13 protein-coding genes are annotated in these 20939 nt (G+C 67.9%); 4 read left to right on the plus strand and 9 right to left on the minus strand.

Going from position 1 to position 20939, the window contains the following annotated elements:
* Nucleotides 1-4: 4 nt before the first annotated feature.
* Both JOC24_RS05100 and JOC24_RS05105 read right to left on the minus strand, forming a co-directional pair.
* Entirely contained in the window at nt 5-1006 is a 1002-nt protein-coding gene (locus JOC24_RS05100; RefSeq protein WP_205018903.1) for an alcohol dehydrogenase catalytic domain-containing protein, read from the minus strand.
* Nucleotides 1003-1737, minus strand: coding sequence for an HAD family hydrolase (locus JOC24_RS05105; protein WP_205018904.1), 735 nt, complete (start codon nt 1735-1737; stop codon nt 1003-1005). Before JOC24_RS05105 ends, JOC24_RS05100 begins: the two co-directional genes overlap by 4 nt.
* Nucleotides 1738-2265: 528 nt before the next feature.
* On the opposite strand from JOC24_RS05105, the gene JOC24_RS05110 reads away from it, so the two are divergent.
* On the plus strand, nt 2266-3504 hold the full coding sequence (locus tag JOC24_RS05110; protein WP_205018905.1) for a helix-turn-helix domain-containing protein: 1239 nt from the start codon (nt 2266-2268) through the stop codon (nt 3502-3504).
* A 184-nt stretch (nt 3505-3688) separates the two neighbouring features.
* Here JOC24_RS05110 and JOC24_RS05115 read toward each other — a convergent pair whose 3' ends face one another.
* Nucleotides 3689-3895, minus strand: a complete 207-nt coding sequence (locus tag JOC24_RS05115) for a hypothetical protein (protein WP_205018906.1) — start codon at nt 3893-3895, stop codon at nt 3689-3691.
* Between the two features lie 351 nt (nt 3896-4246).
* On the opposite strand from JOC24_RS05115, the gene JOC24_RS05120 reads away from it, so the two are divergent.
* Nucleotides 4247-5905: an N-6 DNA methylase gene (locus JOC24_RS05120; RefSeq protein WP_205018907.1), complete on the plus strand. Its 1659-nt coding sequence runs from the start codon at nt 4247-4249 to the stop codon at nt 5903-5905.
* Here JOC24_RS05120 and JOC24_RS05125 read toward each other — a convergent pair.
* Together JOC24_RS05125 and JOC24_RS05130 are read right to left on the minus strand one after the other, a co-directional pair.
* A complete protein-coding gene (locus JOC24_RS05125) occupies nt 5880-7133 on the minus strand; it encodes an McrC family protein (RefSeq protein ID WP_205018908.1) in 1254 nt (417 codons plus the stop codon). The two genes, JOC24_RS05120 and JOC24_RS05125, sit on opposite strands and share 26 nt — an antisense overlap.
* Nucleotides 7130-8998, minus strand: a complete 1869-nt coding sequence (locus tag JOC24_RS05130) for a DUF4357 domain-containing protein (RefSeq protein ID WP_205018909.1) — start codon at nt 8996-8998, stop codon at nt 7130-7132. The genes JOC24_RS05125 and JOC24_RS05130 overlap by 4 nt, the downstream gene beginning before the upstream one ends.
* A gap of 146 nt (nt 8999-9144) precedes the next feature.
* Here JOC24_RS05130 and JOC24_RS05135 point away from each other — a divergent pair, with 146 nt between their 5' ends.
* Nucleotides 9145-9741 (plus strand): hypothetical protein, encoded by a 597-nt coding sequence (locus tag JOC24_RS05135; protein ID WP_205019319.1) that lies wholly within the window; start codon nt 9145-9147, stop codon nt 9739-9741.
* 31 nt (nt 9742-9772) lie between these two features.
* On the opposite strand, the gene JOC24_RS05140 is transcribed toward JOC24_RS05135, so the two are convergent.
* Both JOC24_RS05140 and JOC24_RS05145 read right to left on the minus strand, forming a co-directional pair.
* Nucleotides 9773-10321, minus strand: a complete 549-nt coding sequence (locus tag JOC24_RS05140; protein WP_205018910.1) for a hypothetical protein — start codon at nt 10319-10321, stop codon at nt 9773-9775.
* Nucleotides 10318-12750, minus strand: a complete 2433-nt coding sequence (locus JOC24_RS05145; RefSeq protein ID WP_205018911.1) for an ATP-binding protein — start codon at nt 12748-12750, stop codon at nt 10318-10320. The genes JOC24_RS05140 and JOC24_RS05145 overlap by 4 nt, the downstream gene beginning before the upstream one ends.
* Nucleotides 12751-12976: 226 nt before the next feature.
* Here JOC24_RS05145 and JOC24_RS05150 point away from each other — a divergent pair, with 226 nt between their 5' ends.
* Entirely contained in the window at nt 12977-13420 is a 444-nt protein-coding gene (locus tag JOC24_RS05150; RefSeq protein ID WP_205018912.1) for a hypothetical protein, read from the plus strand.
* A gap of 418 nt (nt 13421-13838) precedes the next feature.
* Here the strand turns inward: JOC24_RS05150 and JOC24_RS05155 are convergent, their stop codons facing one another.
* Nucleotides 13839-17981, minus strand: a complete 4143-nt coding sequence (locus tag JOC24_RS05155) for an Eco57I restriction-modification methylase domain-containing protein (RefSeq protein ID WP_205018913.1) — start codon at nt 17979-17981, stop codon at nt 13839-13841.
* Nucleotides 17981-20902, minus strand: a complete 2922-nt coding sequence (locus tag JOC24_RS05160; RefSeq protein WP_205018914.1) for a DEAD/DEAH box helicase — start codon at nt 20900-20902, stop codon at nt 17981-17983. Before JOC24_RS05160 ends, JOC24_RS05155 begins: the two co-directional genes overlap by 1 nt.
* Between the last annotated feature and the right edge of the window lie 37 nt (nt 20903-20939).

Below are 20939 nucleotides of genomic sequence, written 5' to 3' on the forward strand. Positions count from 1 at the left end.
TTCATCAGAATCCGGATGTGAGCAGGACCTTGAAGGGGCGATGGCGCGATCCATCTCGCAGGGCCGCAAGCCCCTGGGGCAGTTCACCGAGGGGGTACCGGTCCCGGGTCAGCAAGGCAGCCCAGTCGCCGCCCTTGGCGATGACGTCGATGGCGTCCCTGAAGTCGTCGCGGCCGTCCGCGCGGCAGTACGAGAAAGAGCCGCGAAGGGTGATCGAGTGACGGAAGACGTCCCGAAGGGGGACGGAGAGAACGACGCGTGGGGCGTACGCGTTCTGTACGAGGATCGTCCCGCCGTCACGGACGGCGTTCAGTGCCTGCCGTATTGGGGAGTCGCTGTGGCCGGACGCGGCGTCCACGACGGCGTCGCACTGCGGGAGGCCGGCGGTATGGAGGGTTATGCGCGGGTCGAGAGTGTGCCGCAGGTGATACGCCCGCGAGGGCTCCCTCACCATCATGTGGACGTCCCACCCCGCCTCGGCCGCACAGATGGCCGTGCACACGCCAACGACGCCGCCCCCGATGACGCCAAGCCGCCCCACGGGCGTACGAAGCCCGCATCGGACTCCGTGGACAGCCACCGCCATCGGGTCGGCGAGGACTCCGTGCGCGGGGTCGTGTAGATGGGGAAGCGGGACAACACTGTCGCGCGGCACTCTCACGGTGTCCGCGAGGCCACCCGGAAGATCCCATCCGATACGCCGAAGCCCCGGGCAGAGGTGGGCATGGCCCCGATCGCAGTATTGGCACGAGAGACAGGGCACCAGCGGGTCGACCGCGGCCCAGTTCCCGGTCTCCGTATCGATCCCGACGATCTCGTGCCCGGGGTACCAGGGTTCGGGTAACGGTCCCGGCCACGGGTGGTTGAGCTTCGCGACGTCGCTCCCGCACAGCCCGGCGTAACGGGTCTCAATGATCGTCGTGCCGCAGGCGGGAGACCTGACGTCAGGGGTGGGTAACTTCCGGAGGGAGCCCTTCTCGACAGCCCACGCGTACGTGTCGCTCATCGCGCCCCCCACCCGCCGAGCAATGAGGGGAGGAGCTCCACGGCGGGAATCGTCCTGCCGGACCAGTGAGCCTCGCCGAACGCCAGACCGGCCGGTCCGCCCCGGCGCGCCACGCGTAACGCTCGCATCCCGGCTCGTTCCGCGCCGGCCAGCTCGTCACCGCCGCCGTCTCCGCAGTACAGGACCTGACCGGATTCGGCAGCAAGCTTCCCGAGCATCCCCTGGAAGAGGCGACGATCAGGCTTCACGGCACCGGCCCGGCAACTGAATTCGACCGCGTCGAAATGCGATGCGAGCTCGCTGCGGTCCCACGCCTCGGCAATGTCAGGAGAGGCATCGCTGAGGACGGCGAGCCTGATCCCTCCCTGACGGAGCTCTTTGAGGGCCTGCAGGAGAGTCCTGTCGGCCTGCAACCGTTGGCGTGCCAGCCGAGCCAGGACCGCTTCAACTTCGTTCGTGCAGGCTGCGGAAGCACCACAGCGTTCAATGAGGTGCGTTGCGACGGCGGTACTGGAACGCAGCTGACCGTCGTGTCGCGGTTGCCAGCTACCGCACAGAGCAGCCTCCGCGATCGCCATTGGCAAGCGCATGGCCCAGGCCAACTGGGCTGACGCAGCGCTCCGTTCTGACGAGTCAGGGGCCGAGACGAGCGTGCCGAAGAGATCAAGAATCACGGCCGTCGGACGCGATTCCACCACTGCCGGGGCCCAGGGCGGGTAAGCGTCGGACACGGCGTCGCATGCTGCTCCGGTGCCGGGCGAGAGCCCACTCGTCGCCAGGTCAGTGTTCGTCGGCGGACAGCGCATGTCAGAGCTCCATCAGTAGGACGGCGATCCTGTGCGGATCCGAACTTTCTGGCCGAGCGGGCATCCACTCCCGAACGACTTCCTGGTCGTCGCGCAAGCAGGGAGCGGGGGGTGGCTATTTGCGGAACTGGGCTCCGAGCAGCGTGCGTTGTGTACGAACAATCGCAGCGAGGAGGACCAGGGAGCGGACAGACTGTCCTGGCTTTCTCACGCATAAGCCTTGACCAGTCGCATGCGCATTGGTAATGAGCCGACCCCGTATGCAGCCCTGCCGAGTAGACGCAAAAGCGGCTTTTATGGCGGTCTCAACACTTTTGGCGACTCGGGCAGCTTGATGTCCGACCCCTCACCTGCTGGCGGCGAGGCCGTTAACAGTTGGCGAGCGCATCCGCGAGGCTGGACATTGTCCGTACGCTGAACTGAGTGCTCCGTCGCGAAGGGATCGATCCACCGATGAGTGAAAACCTGACGCTGGGAGACCGCCTCCGTATAGCCCGCCGGACACGGAAGCTGTCTGCCGCCCAACTGGCGCAAAAGGTCGCGATATCGCCCAGCTACGTCCAGAAGCTCGAGTCCGGCGCCCGCAAGGCTTCTCCATCGCTGGCTCTGGCGCTCGCCAAAGCGCTCCATTTCGGCCCGGAGGTTCTGACCGGCCAGCCGTACTACGGTGAGCCGGAGGCCGAGGACGGAGTGCACGCCGTCGTGCCCGAACTCCGCAGGATCATGCTGTGTTACGACCTCCCGGACGAACTTGAGATCGCCCCGCGAGCACTGCCCGTACTTGCCTCCGAGGTCGACCAGATCGCAGCTCTACGCCGGGATGCGCGCTACGCACCCATGGGACCGCTCCTTCCGTCGATCATCACGGAACTGACGCATCTCGCCCTCGGTGGCCGCAATGGTGACCAGGCACAGGCGTTCTGGCATCTCGCGCGCGCCTACCGAGCTGTTAACTCACTGGCCCACAAGATGGGGCACCACGATCTGTCCAACACCGCTTTGGAACGCGTGCGTTGGGCCGCGGAGCGGTCGGGTGATCCGCTGATGAACTTCACCGCGGGCTACCTGGTCGCCGGCGCAATGCTCCGCCAGGGCGCCTACGCTTCGGCACGCCGCAAGCTCCACGGCCTGCGCCAGGAACTGGAACGACTACAGCCCGAGCGCTCTTTCACCAACGACGCCCTCGCGGTCGACGGCGCCCTACTGCTAAAGCTCGCTGTCCTGGAATCCAGGGAGAACAACCCGGACCGGGCAGACGACTATCTGCGCGAGGCTGAGGCCGTGGCCGCGATGGCCGGCAACCGTGACTCCCTCGCCTACGAGATGTCCTTCGGGCCAACCAACATTCGTATCCACGAAGTGCACGCCATGATCGACACGGGAGACACGGAGCAGGCCCTGGCGCGCCTCACGGAGTGGTCCGACGCGCCGGGCCAGGAATGGATGCCCCCGGCGGCAACCGTGGGTGAGAGGTCGAGCCACCACTTCATCGATGTCGCATCCGCGAAACTGGCGATGGCGGACAGGACAGGTGCGTTCGCGGACCTTCGCCGCGCGCGGAAGGTCGCTCCGAATCACACAAGGTTCCACCCGTCCGCCCGCGAGACGACGGCCGCGCTCCTGCGTGCGGGCACCCACCCCTCCAACGAGCTTTCCGGTTTCGCCAGTTGGGCGGGAGTTATCACAAGCTGAGACGGCGTCAAGGGTGTTCGCGAAGGGAACCCGCGGACAATCTGTCCGCTCGCGGGCGCCGACTGAATGGAATGGTCTCCTCACCGATGGTTACGAGGAGGCCGTTCTCATGTCCGATGCCAGCCCACGTTTTCCTGCCCTGCCGCCTCGTTGGATGCCCATAGGCGAGGGGCCCGAGCTGTGCTCAGCGGGTCAGTGGTGGGACGCAGTACGCGCCGTTGAGGTCATCGGCCGGCGCGCGATCGAGCTCCTCCACGACGGCGGTGTACCAGTCGGCCCGGTCGTCCTTGATCCTGGAGGTCCGGAGCCCCGCCTGTACTTCCTGGTGCCGCCCGGTACGGCCGACGGCTGGGAGGAACCGGGAACGGTACCGCTGGGGCAGAAGTGCCACGTCGTCGTTCCGCCATCCACAGCCACGGAGCCGCCTGGGCTGCACTGGCACGTCTTCCCACGCGGGCCCAGGTCACTGACACAACCCGGTCCGCTGCGTAGGGCACTCGCCCAAGCACGCCAAGAGCTGCGCGGACCCGAACAAGCCACGGATTCCGGATACCTCTGAGGATCTACCTCATTCTGTTTCTCGGGATCGCCCTGACGGTCCTGATCCGAGGCGGCTCCCTGAAGGGCGCCCCTGCGGTCATGAGGACCCGAGCGCTCGAGCAACCGCGCGCGCGACAGTCTTGTTGACGTCGCCAACGCAAGCGCTATCGGATTCAATCGCAATTGCGTGTACGGTGGAGATATGAACGAATCGACTCCCCAGGCTTCCGAACCACTGATCACCGGTGCAGAGATTGCCAGGCTGGCGGGGGTGACGCGCGCCGCTGTCTCCAACTGGAGACGGCGGTACGGCGACTTCCCGACACCCGCCGACGGCGGAGCGAGCACGCCCCTCTTCTCGCTGGCCGAGGTCCGTTCCTGGCTGGCAAAGCAGCAGAAGGGTAAAGACTTTTCGGACGATGTCCGTCTGTGGCAGGCACTGCGGGGCGCCTTTGGCGACGACATAGTTGCAGGCATCGCGGGCGTTGCCCGCTTCCTCGCACGCGATGACGCTTCCGCGCTGGACGACAACCTGACTGAGCTGGTTGCGAGGCTAGAGGCGAAGGAATCAGCAGCCCACGCCATCGACCAGTTGGTCGAGCGTTTCCTGGACTCCTCGCGACGTGCCGGCTCCGACCAAGTCACGTCGTCGCGGCTCGTCAAGGCCGTAAGCCACTTCGCGGGGCCAGTACCCGACGACTCCGTGATCTTCGATCCGGCCTGTGGCATCGGGACGCTCCTCCTCTCCATCGGACCGGCCGAAGGGCCGATACGTCGGGGTCAGGAGATCGATCCAGCGGCTGGGGAACTAGCCCAGGCGCGAGCCGAGCTCGCCGGATCGCAGGACACCGCCATCGAGACCGGGGACTCCCTCCGCGAGGACCGCTGGCCTGACCTGCGGGCCGACCTCGTCCTGTGCGACCCCCCTGCCGCCGGTCCGGACTGGGGCCGGGAGGAGCTGCTGCTCGACGCCCGTTGGGAACTGGGTACACCTTCCAAGGCGGAGGGGGATCTGGCCTGGCTCCAACACTGCTACGCCCATACTGCTCCCGGCGGCCGGGCACTGGTAGTCATGCCCGCTTCCGTGGCCTACCGCAAGGCGGGCAGACGCATCCGGGCCGAGATCGTCCGCCGCGGCATCCTGACGGATGTCGTCGCACTTCCGCCCGGCATGGTGGCATCACACGCTCAACCCGTACATCTGTGGATGCTGCACCGCCCGGATGACGTCTCCGGCAGCGTGACTTCGGTTCGGATGGTTGACCTCACCGCCAGCGCGCCCGACGGCCCCATGGAGCCGACAGCCGAGCAGGTCGCCGACGTACCGCTGATCGACCTCCTGAACGACTCTGTCGACCTCACGCCGAGCGCGCACGTGGACGCTTCCCGACAGGACTTCCCTGCTGAGTACCGCGCCTTGCAACGAGGCATCGAGGAGCGGCTCAATCGGTTGACCGCATTGCTGCCCGCCCTCACAGCGGGCGAAGGGCCGGGGACGATGGACAGCGCGACGATCAGTCTGGCCGAGCTCTCCCGCGCCGGGCTCGTCGACCTCGCCGATGCTGAACCAACTTCTAACAGCGCACAGTTGGACACCGAGTATCTACGGGGGTTCCTGCGCAGCGCTTCCAACAACCGCCGTTCAACGAGTAGCAGCGGCTCCTATCGCCTCGACGTCAAGGGGGCGCGCATCCCGCAGATGCCCGTGGAGGAACAGCGCCGTTACGGTGCCGCCTTCCGCGCGCTCAAAGAATTCGAGGAGCACATCGGCGAAGTGACCCGGCTTGCAGAGCAAGCCAGCACTCTTGCCCGTGACGGCCTCACCAGCGGGGCACTTATGCCTCCCGAGGACGGCGCCTGACAGGTTCCTCAGCTGCCCGCGTCGTGACCGCGCCTTCGGCCATCAAACGGGCGATGGACGCGATCGAGGCGAGCAGTTCATCGGGCGATTGCTCCAAAGCCAAGGCGTGCTGGTGGATGCGGATTCCCGCGTGCCGCACCCGGTGCGTCGTGCTCGGCTCGTAGCCCCTCGCATAGACGAGGTGGCCGTCGGAGAGGCCGAGCGCCGTGCAGTAGGCGAGCATCTGATAAAGGTCGGCGTCCGGAAATCCTTCGGGCTTCTCCGCTTTGTATTTTGCGTCCGCGACAGCTTGTGGGAGGCCATGGTTGCCGTACCAGACCAGGTCCGGACGCATCCGAACAGCCTCGGCCTCATCGAGGTGTACGCCCCGCGCCTGAAGTGCGCTGCGCCCCCCGTATTGCGCCAGCGCCTCGCGCAGTGCGGTACATACGAAGTCCTCGAAGATCTTGTGCGTGTCGAAGAGGTATCCGTCGATAGTGATCCGACCGCTCAAGTGCTCGACGGACAAGCCGCGCAGCACCATCTCGGCCAGCCGTAGCGCGGGCTGGTAGCGGAGGTTGAGTCGACTCGCCCTCCACAGCGGCAGATCACGACTGCCGGGGATCAGCGGCTGTGCGTCCAGCAACCGGCCACGGTGGTGGCGCAGCCGACGGCGTACCCTGTCGGGCGCCCTGGGCAGGGTCAGCAGCCGCTCCGCGGCAGCGCGCAGCAGCCGGTTCTCCGCGATGTCGGTCCCGTAGTCGTCGTAGGCGACCTCCACCGGGAACGCCCGCCCATGGTGCCGCCGGACCTGATCCGCCTCCCTAATACGTCCTCGGACGACCGGTGCGGCCTCTTCCGTGTGCCGGTATCCCTGGAGCACTCCCTGCCGCAGGGCACGTTCGAGAGACCTCTCGAATCCCTGCGCCAGCGCGGGAAGCAGCTCGTCCTGCTCGGCAACGCTCACCTCCCCGTCCCGGTGGATGTGGGGGTTGGATGCGTAGCCGATGAGGAAGAACAGCCGCGCTACCGGCACCTTGGGGGCGATGCGGAGGGTGACAGGACTGTGCCCCGGTGACCTCAGGGCCACCGCGCCGACCTTGCCGCCGGCGCGCAGCCGCCAGCAGCCCGACCGGTAGGGATCGGGGGCAGCCTCGACGATCCTGGAGGCAGCGAGCGAGCGCCCGACTTCGTCCGCGAGAGGAACGGTGACGGGCGGGCCGTACTCGGTCAACTCGACAGTCGTCACAGCGAGGGCTCGTACGATTCACCGTCGCCGATGGACCGGGCCAAGGCGTCGAGACCATAGCGCTTCTCGATGTCGAAGGACTCCCCGTAATGATGCTCCTCCAGCAGCGGCAGGATCTTGGTCCGCCAGGTGCGCTCCAGACCGCCCTGCCGATGGGCCCCCTTCTTCATCAGGTAGGAGGGACCGATACGGAATTCCGCTTCCTCGATACGGGAGTTGAGCGCGTCCAGCAGGTCCGCGGCCCGGATGTCGAGCCCCTCCCGGTCGAGCCAGCGCCGTAGCAGGCCGCTGGTGGGCTCGGTGCGGGGTGACAGCTCGACGAATGCGAAGCGCCGTCGCATCGCCGCGTCCACCAGGGCGATCGACCGGTCGGCGGTGTTCATCGTGCCGATGACGAAGAGGTTCGGCGGGAGTGCGAAGTCGTCGCCGGAGTACGTGAGCCGTACCGACTTGTTGCGGTACTCCAGGAGGAAGTACAGCTCGCCGAAAACCTTGGCCAGGTTGGCCCGGTTGATCTCGTCGATGATCAGGAAGTGCGGGATGTGCCGGTTGCCCTCGCGGGACGCCAGGTCGGCAAGCTCACGCAAGGGGCCGGCAGTGAGGCGGAAGGCGACTTCCCTTGTATCCGGGTCCTCGCGAGGGCGGAACCCCTCAAAGAAGTCCTCGTAGGCGTAAGAGGGGTGGAACTGCACGAGCTTCACCTGCTCGGGCCCGCCGCCGAGGTATTCGGCCAGCTTGAGGGCCGTGTACGTCTTGCCGGTTCCGGGCGGGCCATAGAGGATCAGCTGCCGTTCGTCCCACAGCAGGTCGCGGATCTCCCGCAGCCAGGCCACGTCGTGCACCAGCAGTTCGTCGGCGAGGCGCTGTTCCGGCACGGGTAGTTCCAGCTCACGTCGGGCGGTGAGGGCGGGTGTCGTGCCGCTGGGGTCACGCTCTATCGCCTCCGCCTCGTCGGCCAGTTCCTCATCGGAGAGGCCGAGCCCTTCGATGAGCGGCTGGACCGCGGTGAGGTCCACGACGTCGTGCTGGACGGAAAGCCGCTGCTGGATCTCCTCGGGCAGTACGTCGTACGGGTGGCCGGTGCTCTGCCACTCGACGGGCCGCCGCAGATTGGACCTGCCGTTGTCGGAGGCGGTCTGCTCGGCAGGGCCGGTGATCTCACCCACGTAGAACCGTCCACCCGAGAGTGTGCACACGGTGTCTCCGGGCTTCATCCGGGATAGGAACGCGTGCAGCTCCTCGACGAGTTCCAGCTTCTGGTTGTACGTGGCCGTAGCGCCCCAGTCCTCCTCGACGACCGCGCGCAGGCGCTCCTTGCTCGTCCCCTGGCCGATCCCCTGGCGCAGGCGAGGGGCGGCGAGAGAAACCCGCTCCTCGGGAAGCCACAGCTTCTGGACGAGATCGGCCCCGGATACGTTGGAGCCCCGGACGAGCCAGGCCCTGGCGGGGCCCGACCAGACCCCCTCCATGAAGTCCGAGAGCGGCGCCCCCGCTTCCGTCTTCCAGTCGACCCAGCCGTTGCGTGGTGCGCCGACCAGCACGCCCGCGGCGAAGGACGGAGAGCCGCAGTCGACGTCTTGGGCCAGCTCCAGCCATCCGGGCCACCGGGTGGACGGGCGCAACACGTCCGTCTTCTTCATCAGCTCGCGCACTTTGGTCGTAGCGGAGAAGTGCTTGGAGAAGGACGGCATCTCCCGGTCTCGGGCGGGCGAGCCCGCCAGGATGCGGAACTTCCGGCTCCCGTTGGTCCCCACCTCATCCAGCAGCACCCCGCGCGCCCGATCGACCCCGCTCGCCCCCGGCAGTCGCAGCAGGAACTGCGGCGGCTCCCCCGAGCCGGGAGTCCCGTCTTCGGTCTCGGTCATGTCCGCTCCCCCGTTCCGGGCGGCACAGGCATTGCCGCCTTTCCCAACAACCCTATTTTTTGGCGTAGTTAAGCGCACAATCTCCCGCCAGGGGAGCACAGTGTGTGTCACCCCACGGGTGGAGGGACACAGTCGCCGTGACCATCATGGATCAGCTCACATTGCGACGGGACGGCACGACGCCGAAGGACTACGCGGCCACGTGTTCCGGTGTGCAGTCCAGGGGCGTGGTGGGGGTGTGGCGGGTGCAGTTGGCCGGCCGGCCCGGTCTGACGATCCACGACACGCGGTGGGAGAACGGGGAGCGTGATCTCGTCCTGTACCAGCCCGCCGTCCTGCCGGAGATGCCTGCTCCGCTGTCCAACCTGCACAACCGGAGGCGTGCCGGTATCCAGGAGTCCGAGCTATACGACGAGGAACTGCGGATCATGGGCTGGGTCGCCGTCCCCGGCGACCGCCCAAGCTTCAAGAAGACGTTCACCACTGCCGACTTTGCCGACCTGTGTGGTCTCGACGATCTGCGTGAGCTGACCGATCGCCCCGGGGTGGTGCTCGACGGGGCCTTCGAGCGGCCGGACCCGCTGCTCATCGACCTGGACGAGCCGCAGGACACGGATTCCGTTCAGCACGCTCTCTTCTTCCCGCAGGACGATGACGAGACGCCGGTCGTGTTCTTCCTGCTCAGTCGGGTCGCGCCGACACTGCGCCACATCGGCTGGCTGCCGGATCTCGTCCGGTCGTAACCGCAGACGACGCGGACGGCTCCCAGTACGTTCACGGACCGCCGACGACCGGAGGTGCGACCCGCCGTCCCGGCGGCGGGCAGGGCTTCGGTACGGAGTGGCCCGCCAGCAGGTCCCCCGCCGGGGGCACGGCGGGAGTCGCGGCCAGGGTCGTGGTTCGGCCGGTCGGGGGGACCGGAGCCGGGATGACCACGGCAGGTGTGGCTGTGGGCGCCCCGTCGAGTGCGTCGAGCAGGGCGTTCACCTCCAGCAGACGCGCCTGGATCTCGGCGGGCATGGGAGGCAGTTCGGGCACGCGGTGGTGGCAGACACCGCTGAGCGCGGACCAGGTGAGGCGCCAGCGCCGGGCGGTCCCCCGGTCCGTGTACGCCTCCAGGCACAGCATGCGGTGCTTGGCGTTGCGCGTCATGGCAGGGGCCACCCTGTGCCAGAAGTCGTCCAGCCGCTGGTCGAGGGCGAGGCGCAGCAGCACGGCGGCGGCGCGGGCCCGTACGCCGGGGCCGAGCGGTCCCGGCGTACCCGCCGGAGGCCGCAGGAGGGCCTCGGCCGCGGAGACGAGTTCGCGGGCGTTGTCCGTCATCGGGGACCGCCCTGCGACACGGCCGTTCCCCGGCTACGCCGGATCGCCCCGGCCAGCCTCTCCGTACGCGTCACGAGCTGCTTGCGGTCGTCCAGGGTCGGCAGCCCCAGGTGAGAGCCTTCGTTGAGCTCGTTGATCAGCGCCCATCCCCCGGTGTACAGGCTCTCGACCACCGTCTGCGGCTTCCCGGAAGAGTCACCGAGCAGGGCGAGGGCCACATGCTCCTTGGTGCGCACCAGCGGGGAGACACGCTCATCGATTTCCGCAAGGCCGAGGCCGTGGTCGTCCCGCAGGGTACGGCGCGCGGTCTCCATGCAGGCGACTTCCAGTGCGTGCCGGCACATCGCCGGAATCACCCGGTCGGCGACGCTCTGGGGAAGATGCTGGTCGTAGGAGAGGTCGCGGGCCTCCTGGAACGCCTGCTTGACGGGATCGCTCCTCTTCTCGACGGTGACGACGGAGTCGCTCTCGCGGGAGATGTGGAGGATCGTCGCCTCGATGCCCAGGTGGGAGATGGCCTGCTCCAGCCGGGTGTCGTGGGTGAAGACGACCACCTGCCGGTGGCGGGCGCAGTCACTCAGGACGGTGGCCAGCCCTTCCACCTTCTGCGTGTCCATCGACTGCACCGGGTCGTCGATGACGAGGAAGCCGAACGGGCTGTCGTCGTGCGTCGCGCGCGGAATGAACAGCGACAGGGCGAGCGAGTGCAATTCACCCTGGCTCATCACGCTGTACGCGGGCGCCTCGTGGGCGTCCACGGAGACGCCGAGCTGCACACTCCCCTGCCGGGCCGTGCCCTTCAGCTCGATGTTCCCGAGCGACACGCTGCTGCTCTCGCAGAGCTTGTTCCACACATCCTGCGACTGCTTCTCGAACTTCGCCATCCGTACTTTTCTCAGGTCGTCCGTCTGCGTCCTGAGCCAGAAGCGAGCCGCTTCGGCCTCCTTGCGCTGGTCCTTCGCCTCCGCGGCCTTCTCCGTAGCGTCGAGCCACTCGGCGAGCCGCACGGCCGCGGGCCGCCAGGCGGTGTTGCGGTCGGTGAGCCTGCGGGCGGCCTCCTCGCTGGTCTGCCGGCATGCCGCGCCCAGCGTCGGGGCCACGCGTTCGACGCGGTTCGCCAGCTCGGCGGGGTCGGTCAGGCTCCGGCACAGGGCCCATTCGCGCCAGAGACCCGCCAATTCCGACTCCTCCGCCCGCAGCAGGTCGGGGACCGGCTGCACCAGGTCGTGGACGGCACGCCGCGCGGCGCCGAGCGCCCGGCGGGCCGTTTCGGCCCCCGCCGCCTCCGACTGGAGCCGCTCGATCTCCGCTCGCGCGCCGTCCGCCCAGGCCGGGTCCAGACGGTCCGCGGTGCCACAGACGGGGCAGTCTGCGTTCTGGGAGCGGCGACGGTGTTCGAGGGCACTCTCCAGCAGCCCGGCGAGCCGCCGCGCGTCCTCGGCGTCGGAGTGCCGTACGTCCTCGGCTGCGGCAGCCGCCTCCCGCAGCCGGGCCAGCGCCCCGGCGACCTCCTGCTGGTCGGGGCCGGTCAGGGTAGCGAGTGCCCGGAGGCGGCCGTCCGCACCCGAGTCGGTGACCGCGTCCCGGTCGAGCAGGGCGCGGACGGCGTCCGCATCGGGGGTACGTCCGCCGAGTGCCCGAGCAGCTCCGACGGCACGCTGGTCGTCGAGTCCGGTCAGGGCGTCGACGGCCGCGGTCTTCAGGGCGCCGGGCCGCTTCTCGACGTCCTTACACGCCTTGATGCGGGCCGCGAGCCGGTCATCGATGTCGCCGAGCTGGCCGAGCCCGATGAACCGGGCCAAGGTGTTGTGCAGGGCGCTGAGCGTCCCGTCGACCATCGAGCCCAGCTCGCTGTAGGGCAGGAACGGGCGGTAGAGGGAAAGCGTCGAGGCGTCGAGGCTCTCCTCCAGCTTCTGCTCCGTGCCGTCCGCCCGCTCCACCGTCGTGCGCGCCTCGTCCACCTTCGCCCCGTACCACGTGCGGCGCACGGTGACCGGGTCGCCGGTGTCGTCCAGGGTAAGCCGTACGGAGACGGTCGGGACCGTGGAGTCGTGCAGGTTGCGCCACCCTTCCTTCCACACCGCCGTACGAGCCTTGCCGTTGCTCCCGTCCCAGCGGGCGTTGAAGCCCGTCAGCGCCATCTCGGCGGCTTCGGCGAAGCTCGACTTGCCGGTGCCGTTGCGACCCGCGACGACGGTCAGCCCGGGTCCGGGCGGAAGGTCGAGCGTGGTCTCGGGACCGACCCCCCGCCAGCCCGCCGCCGTGATGGAGCGCAGGTACACGGGCCCGGCGCGTCCGGTCCTCTCCGGCGTCGGCTCGGGAAGCATCCCGCGCAGCAGGTCGGCCGCCTCCGGGGCCAGTTCGGACGCGGCGAGGCCCGCAGTGAGGCGGTCGTCGAGCAGCTGACGCAGAGGGGTGTCGTCGGTCATGGCGGTGCTCCTTGCACGATCAGGCGGAGAGCACGACGGGACCGCCGCGCTGTTCACTCCTCGATGTTCCACGGTGCACGTTGGCGATGTCAACAGACTTCGCCCTGTTCGGAAACTCGAAAACGTGTACGGCATGGATCCCGGCGTGGCCACGTAGGCGGTCCACTCGCCCGGAACCCGCGCGCGGGAACTCGAAGACCACCTCACCGAGTGGGACACCGGTGCCGTGCCCGGCATCCTCGACGAACTCGACACCCTGGCGTCCAAGGTGGCCGTTTCCGAGGCTGAGCGGCAGGTCGTCCTGCGCATCCTGGGCATGGAGGACGCTGGAGCAGGGGTCGAGCGGACGCCAGCGGACGACCGCGATCCCGTACCCACGCTCACAGCAGCCGGGCTGCCTCGGGTGCCCTCCCTGTACGACGCCGAACAGCCCGGCTACGGCACGTTGACCGACATGATGGCCGCCCGGGAGAGGATCGTCGCCCAGCGCGCCGCCGCGCACGCCCGCCGCTCAGCCGTCGTCACCGAACACATGACGGAGATCGTCATGCGCCTGGCCAACGTCTCGGTCTCCGACCCGGCACTGAACGAGGAAGCTCTCACCGAGCTGCGGCACTCCTATGTGCTGTGGCTCGCGTGTGCGGACGAACGGCGGCGGGACAAAAGCTGATCCCGTCGGCCGCCGCATTTCGACCGACCGGCACCCGGAGGCCCGTGCGGGCACCACGACATCGAGGGCGGCGGCGGAACGGCTGTATGGTGTCAGGCCACTCGCTCACGCATAGTGTCCGGCCCCGAAGGAATTCGCGGGACGTGTACGAGCGTGGCCCAGGTGCACGCACAGGCGGCAACGCCATGCTCGACATCACGCGGAAAGAGCCCTTCGGTGCGAAGAGCTCCAACTACTTCCGCGTCGGCACCGCCGCCGATAACAACGCAAGTCGCGGTGGCAGGGCAAGAGGCGGCGTACCTCACGGACACCGGCGAGGCCCTGCGAACATGATCCAAAGCGCCAAGGCCGGCCGATCACCCGCTGTAGGAGTCCGGACCGGCGGGCAGCGGTGGAACCTGCCAGCCCGGACCATTCGTCAAACTGCCTCAGGCTCGGCGGGGTGACGCGGGCCACGGCCGGGCGGCGGGGTGAGCGTGGAGATGTAATTCTCGCCGTCTACGAGGGGCATGGTCGGGCTTACGCCGGCTGCGGCCATGAGGTCGTACTCGGCGAGGACGAGATCCTTGGTGCGGTAGTGGCCGTACTTAGCGATCTCGTTGTGCTTGAGCCCGCCCTTAGGCTCAGTCTGGAAAGTTTCCAGAATGTAGTCCGCATCGTCGCGACTGATCTCGTAGAGGTGGAAGAAGTACGCGTCCAGCTCGGCGCGGATCTGAGTCCGGCGGGCCTCGTCCCACTGGAAGGGGGCTCCGGTGTCACCGAGGTCGCGAGCAAGGGGGGTCATGTCGCGGGTGGTGCAGACCAGTTCGAGGACACGAGGGGTCAGGAAAGGGGTATGGAGGGCCAGAGCGTCAGGATGGGGAACGGGGAGCTGCTTCCAAGTCATGAGTGCCATGTCAGCGCCACCACTCTGGCGGCCCACAAAGTCGAAGACAAGGGAGCTCTGGGCGGCTGTGAGGGCCGCAGTGAGGGGCGGCGAGACACTTGGGAGCATCAACGGGTACGTGTTTCCGACGGCCACGCGGGGGAGGAAGGCAGGGATAGCGGTGCGTTCATCCGTCGCGCGACCAATACGGCGCCATCCGAGGAGCCATCCGTGTTTCCAGTGCGCCTCCTGGAGGCGCAGGTCCACCCCAGGCACCTCAACATTTTTGTTCTTTCTGCGGACACTGATGAATCCATCTTCCGCAATCCAGTAGCGTGGGATGGCTGCCCCTTCTGGATCCTCCTTCACGGAGATAGGAACCGCCTCATAGTCGGTGTTTCCCGTACCATAGTAACGATTCCAGCGGTGGTCGAAGAGGTGGGCCATCTTACCTTCATACACCGGAAGCATTCGCTTCCCGTCCCGGGTGAAAACGCCCCCTTGGAGCCCCCACCCTTCCGCTTCCAGCTCCTCCCTCGTACGAAATAGGTCGGAGTCATCGGTCATATCAAAGAGGCGTTTGGAAGTCAGACCCCAGGGGTTGCCCTGCTCAACAACCTCATTCCATAGCACCGGAATTCGACGATAGACCGACACCGCGAGGTCGGCGTTCCGTCGGCTCCGAAAGACAGGCAGTGTTCCCGTGTTCGGGTTGATCAGAGCGATCTCCTCTGGACTAAGAGAGAAGACTCGGTCCGCGTCATCGAGTTCCGCAGGATCAGAAAGAGAGAAGGCGAATCTGGCGACCGATTCGCGAATATTGCGCCCCGCCAAGGAGAGCAGGCAGAATTCATAACTGGCGTGCACGCCGATGAAAATCGGCTTTCGATTCTCAAAGTCGTACAGATGCTTTACAGCGCCCCGCCGGGTCATATCCTGGAAGAGGAATTGCGCGCCCGCCCCTGTAGCCACGGCGGTCGGAAGGATAGCACCGAAGCGCCCCTCGGGTGCCGAGATAGAAGCGAACCTCTCCATAAACAGATGATCAATTTGGAGCGAATTGACGCCCTTGACCGCTAGCCCTCTGCCACACAGCGGATACGCCCCCGACTGTCCCAGGAATAGAAACGACGATTTCACCCGTCGTCGCGCCATGCGATAGCGCCCACCTTCCTCTGGGTTCTCTCCAGCCCACTGTGCAATTCTCGTGCGTCGAGCCACACCAGAGAGCTTGGCGATCGAAGGCTCGACTACGCTGAAGTGCTCCTGGTCTTTGAAGTCGACCTTGTCCCACGGGGGGTTGCCCACGACACACGAGAAGCCGCCCGCCCACCCCGTGGCCGGGTCCACAGCGTCTCCGGCCTCGGCCTGCTCCGAGACCGTGAAGACCTCCGGGAACTCCAGGTGCCAGTGGAAAAAGTGGTAGAGGTCGCGCAGCTCGTTGATCTCGTCGTGGGTCGCCTTCGAAGCCGATCGGGCCTCGGGGTCCCGCAGGGCCTGGAATACCTCCTGGGTGACGGGGGCCGGGGCGTCCTTCGTCTTACGCCACATGAACGCGGCGCACCAGGCGTCGGCGATGTGTCGGGCGTGGACGTACTCCTTCTTCTTTAGCCAGTCCTCGTACGCCGCCTGCTGAGCGTGCACCTCCCGCAGGCTGCCGGACGGGGCCGTGATGATCCGGCGGAGGCCCGAGGCGAAGGCGGTGTTGGAGACCTTCGTCTCAACGACCACCTCGAAGAGTCCGCTCTGGCCCTTCCGCTCCTGGTCGTTCTGCTTCTCCAGGAACCTGGCGTACTTCTCGTCGTCGCCCTCGACCGCCTTGAACGCCTTGTTCGGGATGCCGTCGAGCATCAGCGTGGGGGTTGTGCCCACCAGGCCGTTCCCGTGCTTGATGTGCGCGTCCAGAAAGCCCAGCGCCTTCCCCGGCTCCAGGGCCTCCAACCACAGCGAAACCTTGGCCAATTCGACCGCCATCGGGTTGAGGTCCACACCGTAGACGCAGCGGGCGACGACCTCGTGCAGGGCGGTGCGTACGGCGACGGGGGGCGGCTCCGGGTTGCTCTCCCGAACCGCCGCCACCCGCTTGGCGATGCGGCGGGCCGCCGCGACGAGGAAGTGACCCGATCCGCAGGCCGGGTCGCAGACCGTCAACGACAGCAGCTCGCGCACGATCGCTTCCGACGGGTCCGGCTCCCCCGCCGCCGTGGCGGCCTGCTCGCCGCGCTTCTGGGCGTCGTCTATCACCGGGTCGAGGGTGGAGTCGAGCAGGGTCTCGATGAGCGAGGCGGGGGTGTAATAGGAGCCGGTCTTCTTGCGGTCGTTGCCGAGCCGGTTGACCAGTTCGAAGGAGCGCTCGGTGGCGCTGTGCTTAGGGACCAGCTCCAGCAGGGACTCGTAGATGGATCCGAGCTCCTCCGAGCCCATGTTGCGGTAGTCCACCGGTCGCCAGCGCGCGGTCTTCTCGTCGCGTACGCGGGAGAGGTGGCGCACCGCCTCCAACAGGGAGGCGTTCGATAGGGAGCACTCCCGCAGAGGGGCGTCGGCGCCGATGTCGTCGAAGAGGCCGCCGAGGCCGGGCAGGCCCAGCTCGGGCCGGCCGTCCTCACGGCCCAGGGCGTCCAGGACGATCCGCAGCGCGGCATACTGGTCGGCGTGCGCGGTGCCCTGGCGGCGCAGGGCGTGGCGGCGCAGACGGGCGGAGCTGAAGTACTTGGCGTACCGCTTGCGGGCGTCGTCGCTCGTGTCGGGGTGGTGGAGGGCGTCGCGGTCCTCGGCGACGAAGAGGAAAATCATCCTGTAGGCGAGGCGTAGCAGCGCTGCGTGGAAGCGGTCAGCGTCCAGGTTCTCCCGCAGGTCCGTGTTGGCCGGGTGGCGCAGGAAGCCCGTGCCCAGGGTGGTGATGGCCCGCTGGACGCCGTCGCGGTGGTGGTCGAGCGCCCGGGTGCCCGAGGCGATCGCCTCCGTACGCCACCGCTCCAGCCAGCATGCGGACGGCACCCCCGCTTCTCCGGTCTCGAAGCGGGAGACGTGCAGCAGCCGGTAGAGCAGGATGAACTCGCTGAACAACTCACCGTCAAAGATGGCTTCGAGGTCGAACTCGACGTACGAGGCGGTGGCCAGGGCGTTCGAGTCGCGCAGTAGGCGCAGCTGCCGGCCGTTGGTGAGGACGCCCCACAGGTGGGCTTCCCGCCGGTTCAGGCACTCCTGAAGGAGGGAGTGCGGGGGTACGGTGCCCACACCGCCGGGCCGCTTGTCGAGCAGGGCGTTCCAGGCGGCCATGTGGACGGGCACGTGGTGCGAGCGGTGGCTGATGGGGAAGACGCGTTCCGGGTCACTGTCGGCGCGGTACTCGCCGGCTGCGACCGTGGTGAGCCGGCCGAAGCCCAGCTCGTTGAAGAGCGGTGCGAGCCACTGGTCGACGGCGAGGCCGGTCGGGTCGGCGGGCAGGTCGGCCTCGGCGCTGACCGGCAGCTTTTCGCGGAGTTCGCGCCAGATGGCCTTGAGGTAGTCCCAGTGGCGCTCGGCCTCGTCGCGGACCGACCGCCGGGGGCCGATCACGTGGTAGTCGGCGGGGCCAGAACCTGGGACGTCCTTGCCCTCCTTGCTCTCCGAGATGCGGACGAGCATGTCGGCGGGGAGCAGGCCGCCGACGGTGTGGACGGCGGAGAAGACCTGGTTGCGGGTGGTGGCGGACATCAGGCGTCCTCTCCGTCTGCGGTGATCGGGGGCAGGTAGACGTAGACGCCAAGGATGTCGGCGGGCTGCTGGGCGGTCACCTTCAGGCCCTGCACGATTTCGTCGGATGCGCGCCTGACCCGCCGGTGGGACTCGTGCAGTTCTGTGGCGAGTTCGTCGCCGTAAGCCATCATGTGGGCCTGTACTGATTCGAGTTGACCGAGGGTGCGGCGCATCGTACGTTCCTGGAAGTAGTCGTCCGTATTCTCCGCGGCCTCAGCGGACAGCAGGTCCAGGGCCTGTTCCTCGGGGAGCCAGACCGCGTTCTTCGCTGAGCCCTGGTAGGCGAGAAGGCGGGCGTCCTCGGCGACGATCCTCTGTTTTCCCTGCCGGGAGGGCAGGGTGAGGTGGAAGCGGTAGCGGACCAGGAGCAGAGTCGTGGGGACAGTCACGGCTTCCGTGGAGACCACCCCGCAGCGGCGGGCCGGGCGACGGCCCGCCGCCTCGGCGTCAAGGGCTGCGTTGAGGACGTGGGCCGCGACCGCTCCGACGACTGGGTCGGTACGAACGAGGGCGGCTTCGCCCCGGGCCACGGCCGCCGTCGTGCGGAACGGGATGGGCCGCCCAGACTCGACCGCCTCGGCGCCCGCGACGGGTGCGAGGGCGTCGCGCAGTCCGGCGGGGGCTCCACTGACCTCGGCGGTGAAGTCGCCCGAGCCGTCGCCGGCTTCGACGACGTGTGCCTCGAGGGCTGCCAGTGCGTGGCGGACGAAGCCGCTCACCTCGTCCGCACGGCCCAAAGTGTCGCGGATGGCGGCGACCTCGCGGGCAACTTCCTCGGGGTGGATGGCGCGCTGGGCGAAGCGGGAGCGGGAGGTCGTCTCGCGTTCCGCAGCGGAGTTCCACTCGCTCTCCAGCGCGGCGGCCCTCGCGTCCACGGTCTCCAGCGCCTCGACGCCGAACAGGCCCTCCTGCTGGGGCTGATGGCCGCGCATGAGGAGCCATTCGACGATCGCGTCGGTGACGCCGGAAGACGCCTCGTCGGGCACGGAGACCGAGATGCCGAGGTCCTTGCGGATCTGCCGGTGCTTGGCGATGAGGACTTCGAGGACCTTGCCGTCGATGCCGTTGTCGATGCCGTACAGAGTGATGACGCGGACCTCGTCGCGCTTCTGTCCGTACCGGTCCACACGGCCTTCGCGCTGGTCGTGGCGGGTGGGGTTCCAGGCCAGGTCGTAGTGGACGACGGCATCGAAGTGGTGCTGGAGGTTGACGCCCTCGGATAGACAGTCGGTGGCGACGAGAACGCGGCGGGCGGCCGGGTCGTCTCCCGCGAGCGTCGCCAGCTCCTCGATGCGGGTGAGCCGCTGCTGCGGGGAGAGGGTTCCAGTGACGGCCTTGACGACCGTCCTGGAGCCGAGCTTCTTCTCCAAGTGCTCGGCGACGTATTCGGCGGTCGGGATGTACCGGCAGAAGACAATCGGGTGATAGCCGTCCTTCAACAGCGCCTTGAGGTGCCGGACGAGAGCCGCGAGTTTCAGGTCCTCCTCCGGGCCCTCCAGAGCGGCGGCCCGCTCGGCGAGGTCGGCCAGCCGGGCGCCGGCGCCCTCGGTCTCCGCACCCGGAGCCGCGTCCAGACCCTCTAGGGCGTCGCTGTCGGCGAAGTCGCGGGTCAGCGGGGCGGCGAGCCGGTCGGCCTCCTCGGCACTGGCGGCGACGGCCGCGGCCGAACGGGTTGAGAGGGTCTGGGCGGCGGCCCTGGGCGAGGAGACCAGGGAACGCAACAAGGCGATCGCGGACCACCAGGCGATGCGCGCCTCGCGCCGCCCCTGCTCACCGGCCGCCTGGACACGTTCGCTCGCGTAGGCGATGGCGTCGTCGAGCAGCGCCCGGTAGGCGGGCGACAGCTTGTACTTCTCGTCTTTGGACTTACGGTCGGAGGGGAACGCGGTCTTCTCGGCCAGACTGTCGTCGGCGAGTCCGCTCTCCTTGGTGAGGTATTGGCGTACGTCGCCGCGCTTGCGCTGCACGAAGTGCTGGGCGAGGAGCCGTCGTCCACGGTCCGTCTCCAGGTCCACGTCAGCCAGTTCAGGACGGACCAGGCCCAGCAGGTTCCGGAAACCGGACTCCTTGCCGCTGTGCGGGGTCGCGGTGACCAGCAGCAGATGCCGCTCGGTATCCTTCGCGATGCGCCGCAGCAGCTCGTAGCGGAGCTGGTTCTGGGTCGAGACGGTGTCGTCGGCGGCGACGCAGGTGTGGGCCTCGTCGACGATGACGAGGTCGGGGCAGTGGTCTACGAAGTCGTCTCGGTGCCGGGTGGACTTGATGTAGTCCGTGGAGATGATGACGTGCGGGTACCGGTCGAACAGGGACTGGCCGAGGTCCAGGCCGCGTTCCAGGCGGGAGACCGTGGAGGCAAGAACGAGCTCTGCGTCGATGCCGAACTTGGTGCGCAGCTCCTCCTGCCACTGCTCGGCCAAGGCGGGCGAACAGAGTACGGCCAGACCCTTGGCCTCACCCTGGGCCAGGAGTTCCTTCGCGATCAGGCCCGCCTCGACGGTCTTGCCGATGCCGACGTCGTCGGAGATCAGCATCCGTACGGTCTGCTGCCGCAGCGCCATTAGGAGTGGCACGAGCTGGTACGCGCGGGGCTCCACAGCGATGCCCGCGAGGGAACGGAAGGGGCCCGCGCCGGAGCGGAAACCGATCCTCAGGGCGGAGCGCAGCAGCCCGGCCGCCCGCTGATCGCCGAGGTCAGCCGGGGACGGGGGTGCGAACTGCGCGTCCTGTACCTGCTCGAACGCGGGGAAGACGGCGGAAATGTCGTCGTCCGAGCCACCCAGGGGACGCAGCACCAGCAGATCGGGGTCGCTGTCGGGGAGGACGACCCACTCCCGGCCACGGGCGGTGACCAGGGAGCCGGGGGTGTAGGTGCGCGTCATCGGAGCTTCCTCGTAACGGTGTCAGCCGGTTCCACGG

This window comes from Streptomyces sp. HB132 (assembly GCF_016909575.1).
In the GTDB taxonomy this organism is placed as follows: domain Bacteria; phylum Actinomycetota; class Actinomycetes; order Streptomycetales; family Streptomycetaceae; genus Streptomyces.

Excerpts from the sequence above, each read along its gene's own strand:
- JOC24_RS05100 (WP_205018903.1), bottom strand. The coding sequence starts at position 1,006 with ATGAGCGACACGTACGCGTGGGCTGTCGAGAAGGGCTCCCTCCGGAAG.
- JOC24_RS05110 (WP_205018905.1), top strand. The coding sequence starts at position 2,266 with ATGAGTGAAAACCTGACGCTGGGAGACCGCCTCCGTATAGCCCGCCGG.
- JOC24_RS05120 (WP_205018907.1), top strand. The coding sequence starts at position 4,247 with ATGAACGAATCGACTCCCCAGGCTTCCGAACCACTGATCACCGGTGCA.
- JOC24_RS05130 (WP_205018909.1), bottom strand. The coding sequence starts at position 8,998 with ATGACCGAGACCGAAGACGGGACTCCCGGCTCGGGGGAGCCGCCGCAG.
- JOC24_RS05135 (WP_205019319.1), top strand. The coding sequence starts at position 9,145 with ATGGATCAGCTCACATTGCGACGGGACGGCACGACGCCGAAGGACTAC.
- JOC24_RS05140 (WP_205018910.1), bottom strand. The coding sequence starts at position 10,321 with ATGACGGACAACGCCCGCGAACTCGTCTCCGCGGCCGAGGCCCTCCTG.
- JOC24_RS05145 (WP_205018911.1), bottom strand. The coding sequence starts at position 12,750 with ATGACCGACGACACCCCTCTGCGTCAGCTGCTCGACGACCGCCTCACT.
- JOC24_RS05155 (WP_205018913.1), bottom strand. The coding sequence starts at position 17,981 with ATGTCCGCCACCACCCGCAACCAGGTCTTCTCCGCCGTCCACACCGTC.
- JOC24_RS05160 (WP_205018914.1), bottom strand. The coding sequence starts at position 20,902 with ATGACGCGCACCTACACCCCCGGCTCCCTGGTCACCGCCCGTGGCCGG.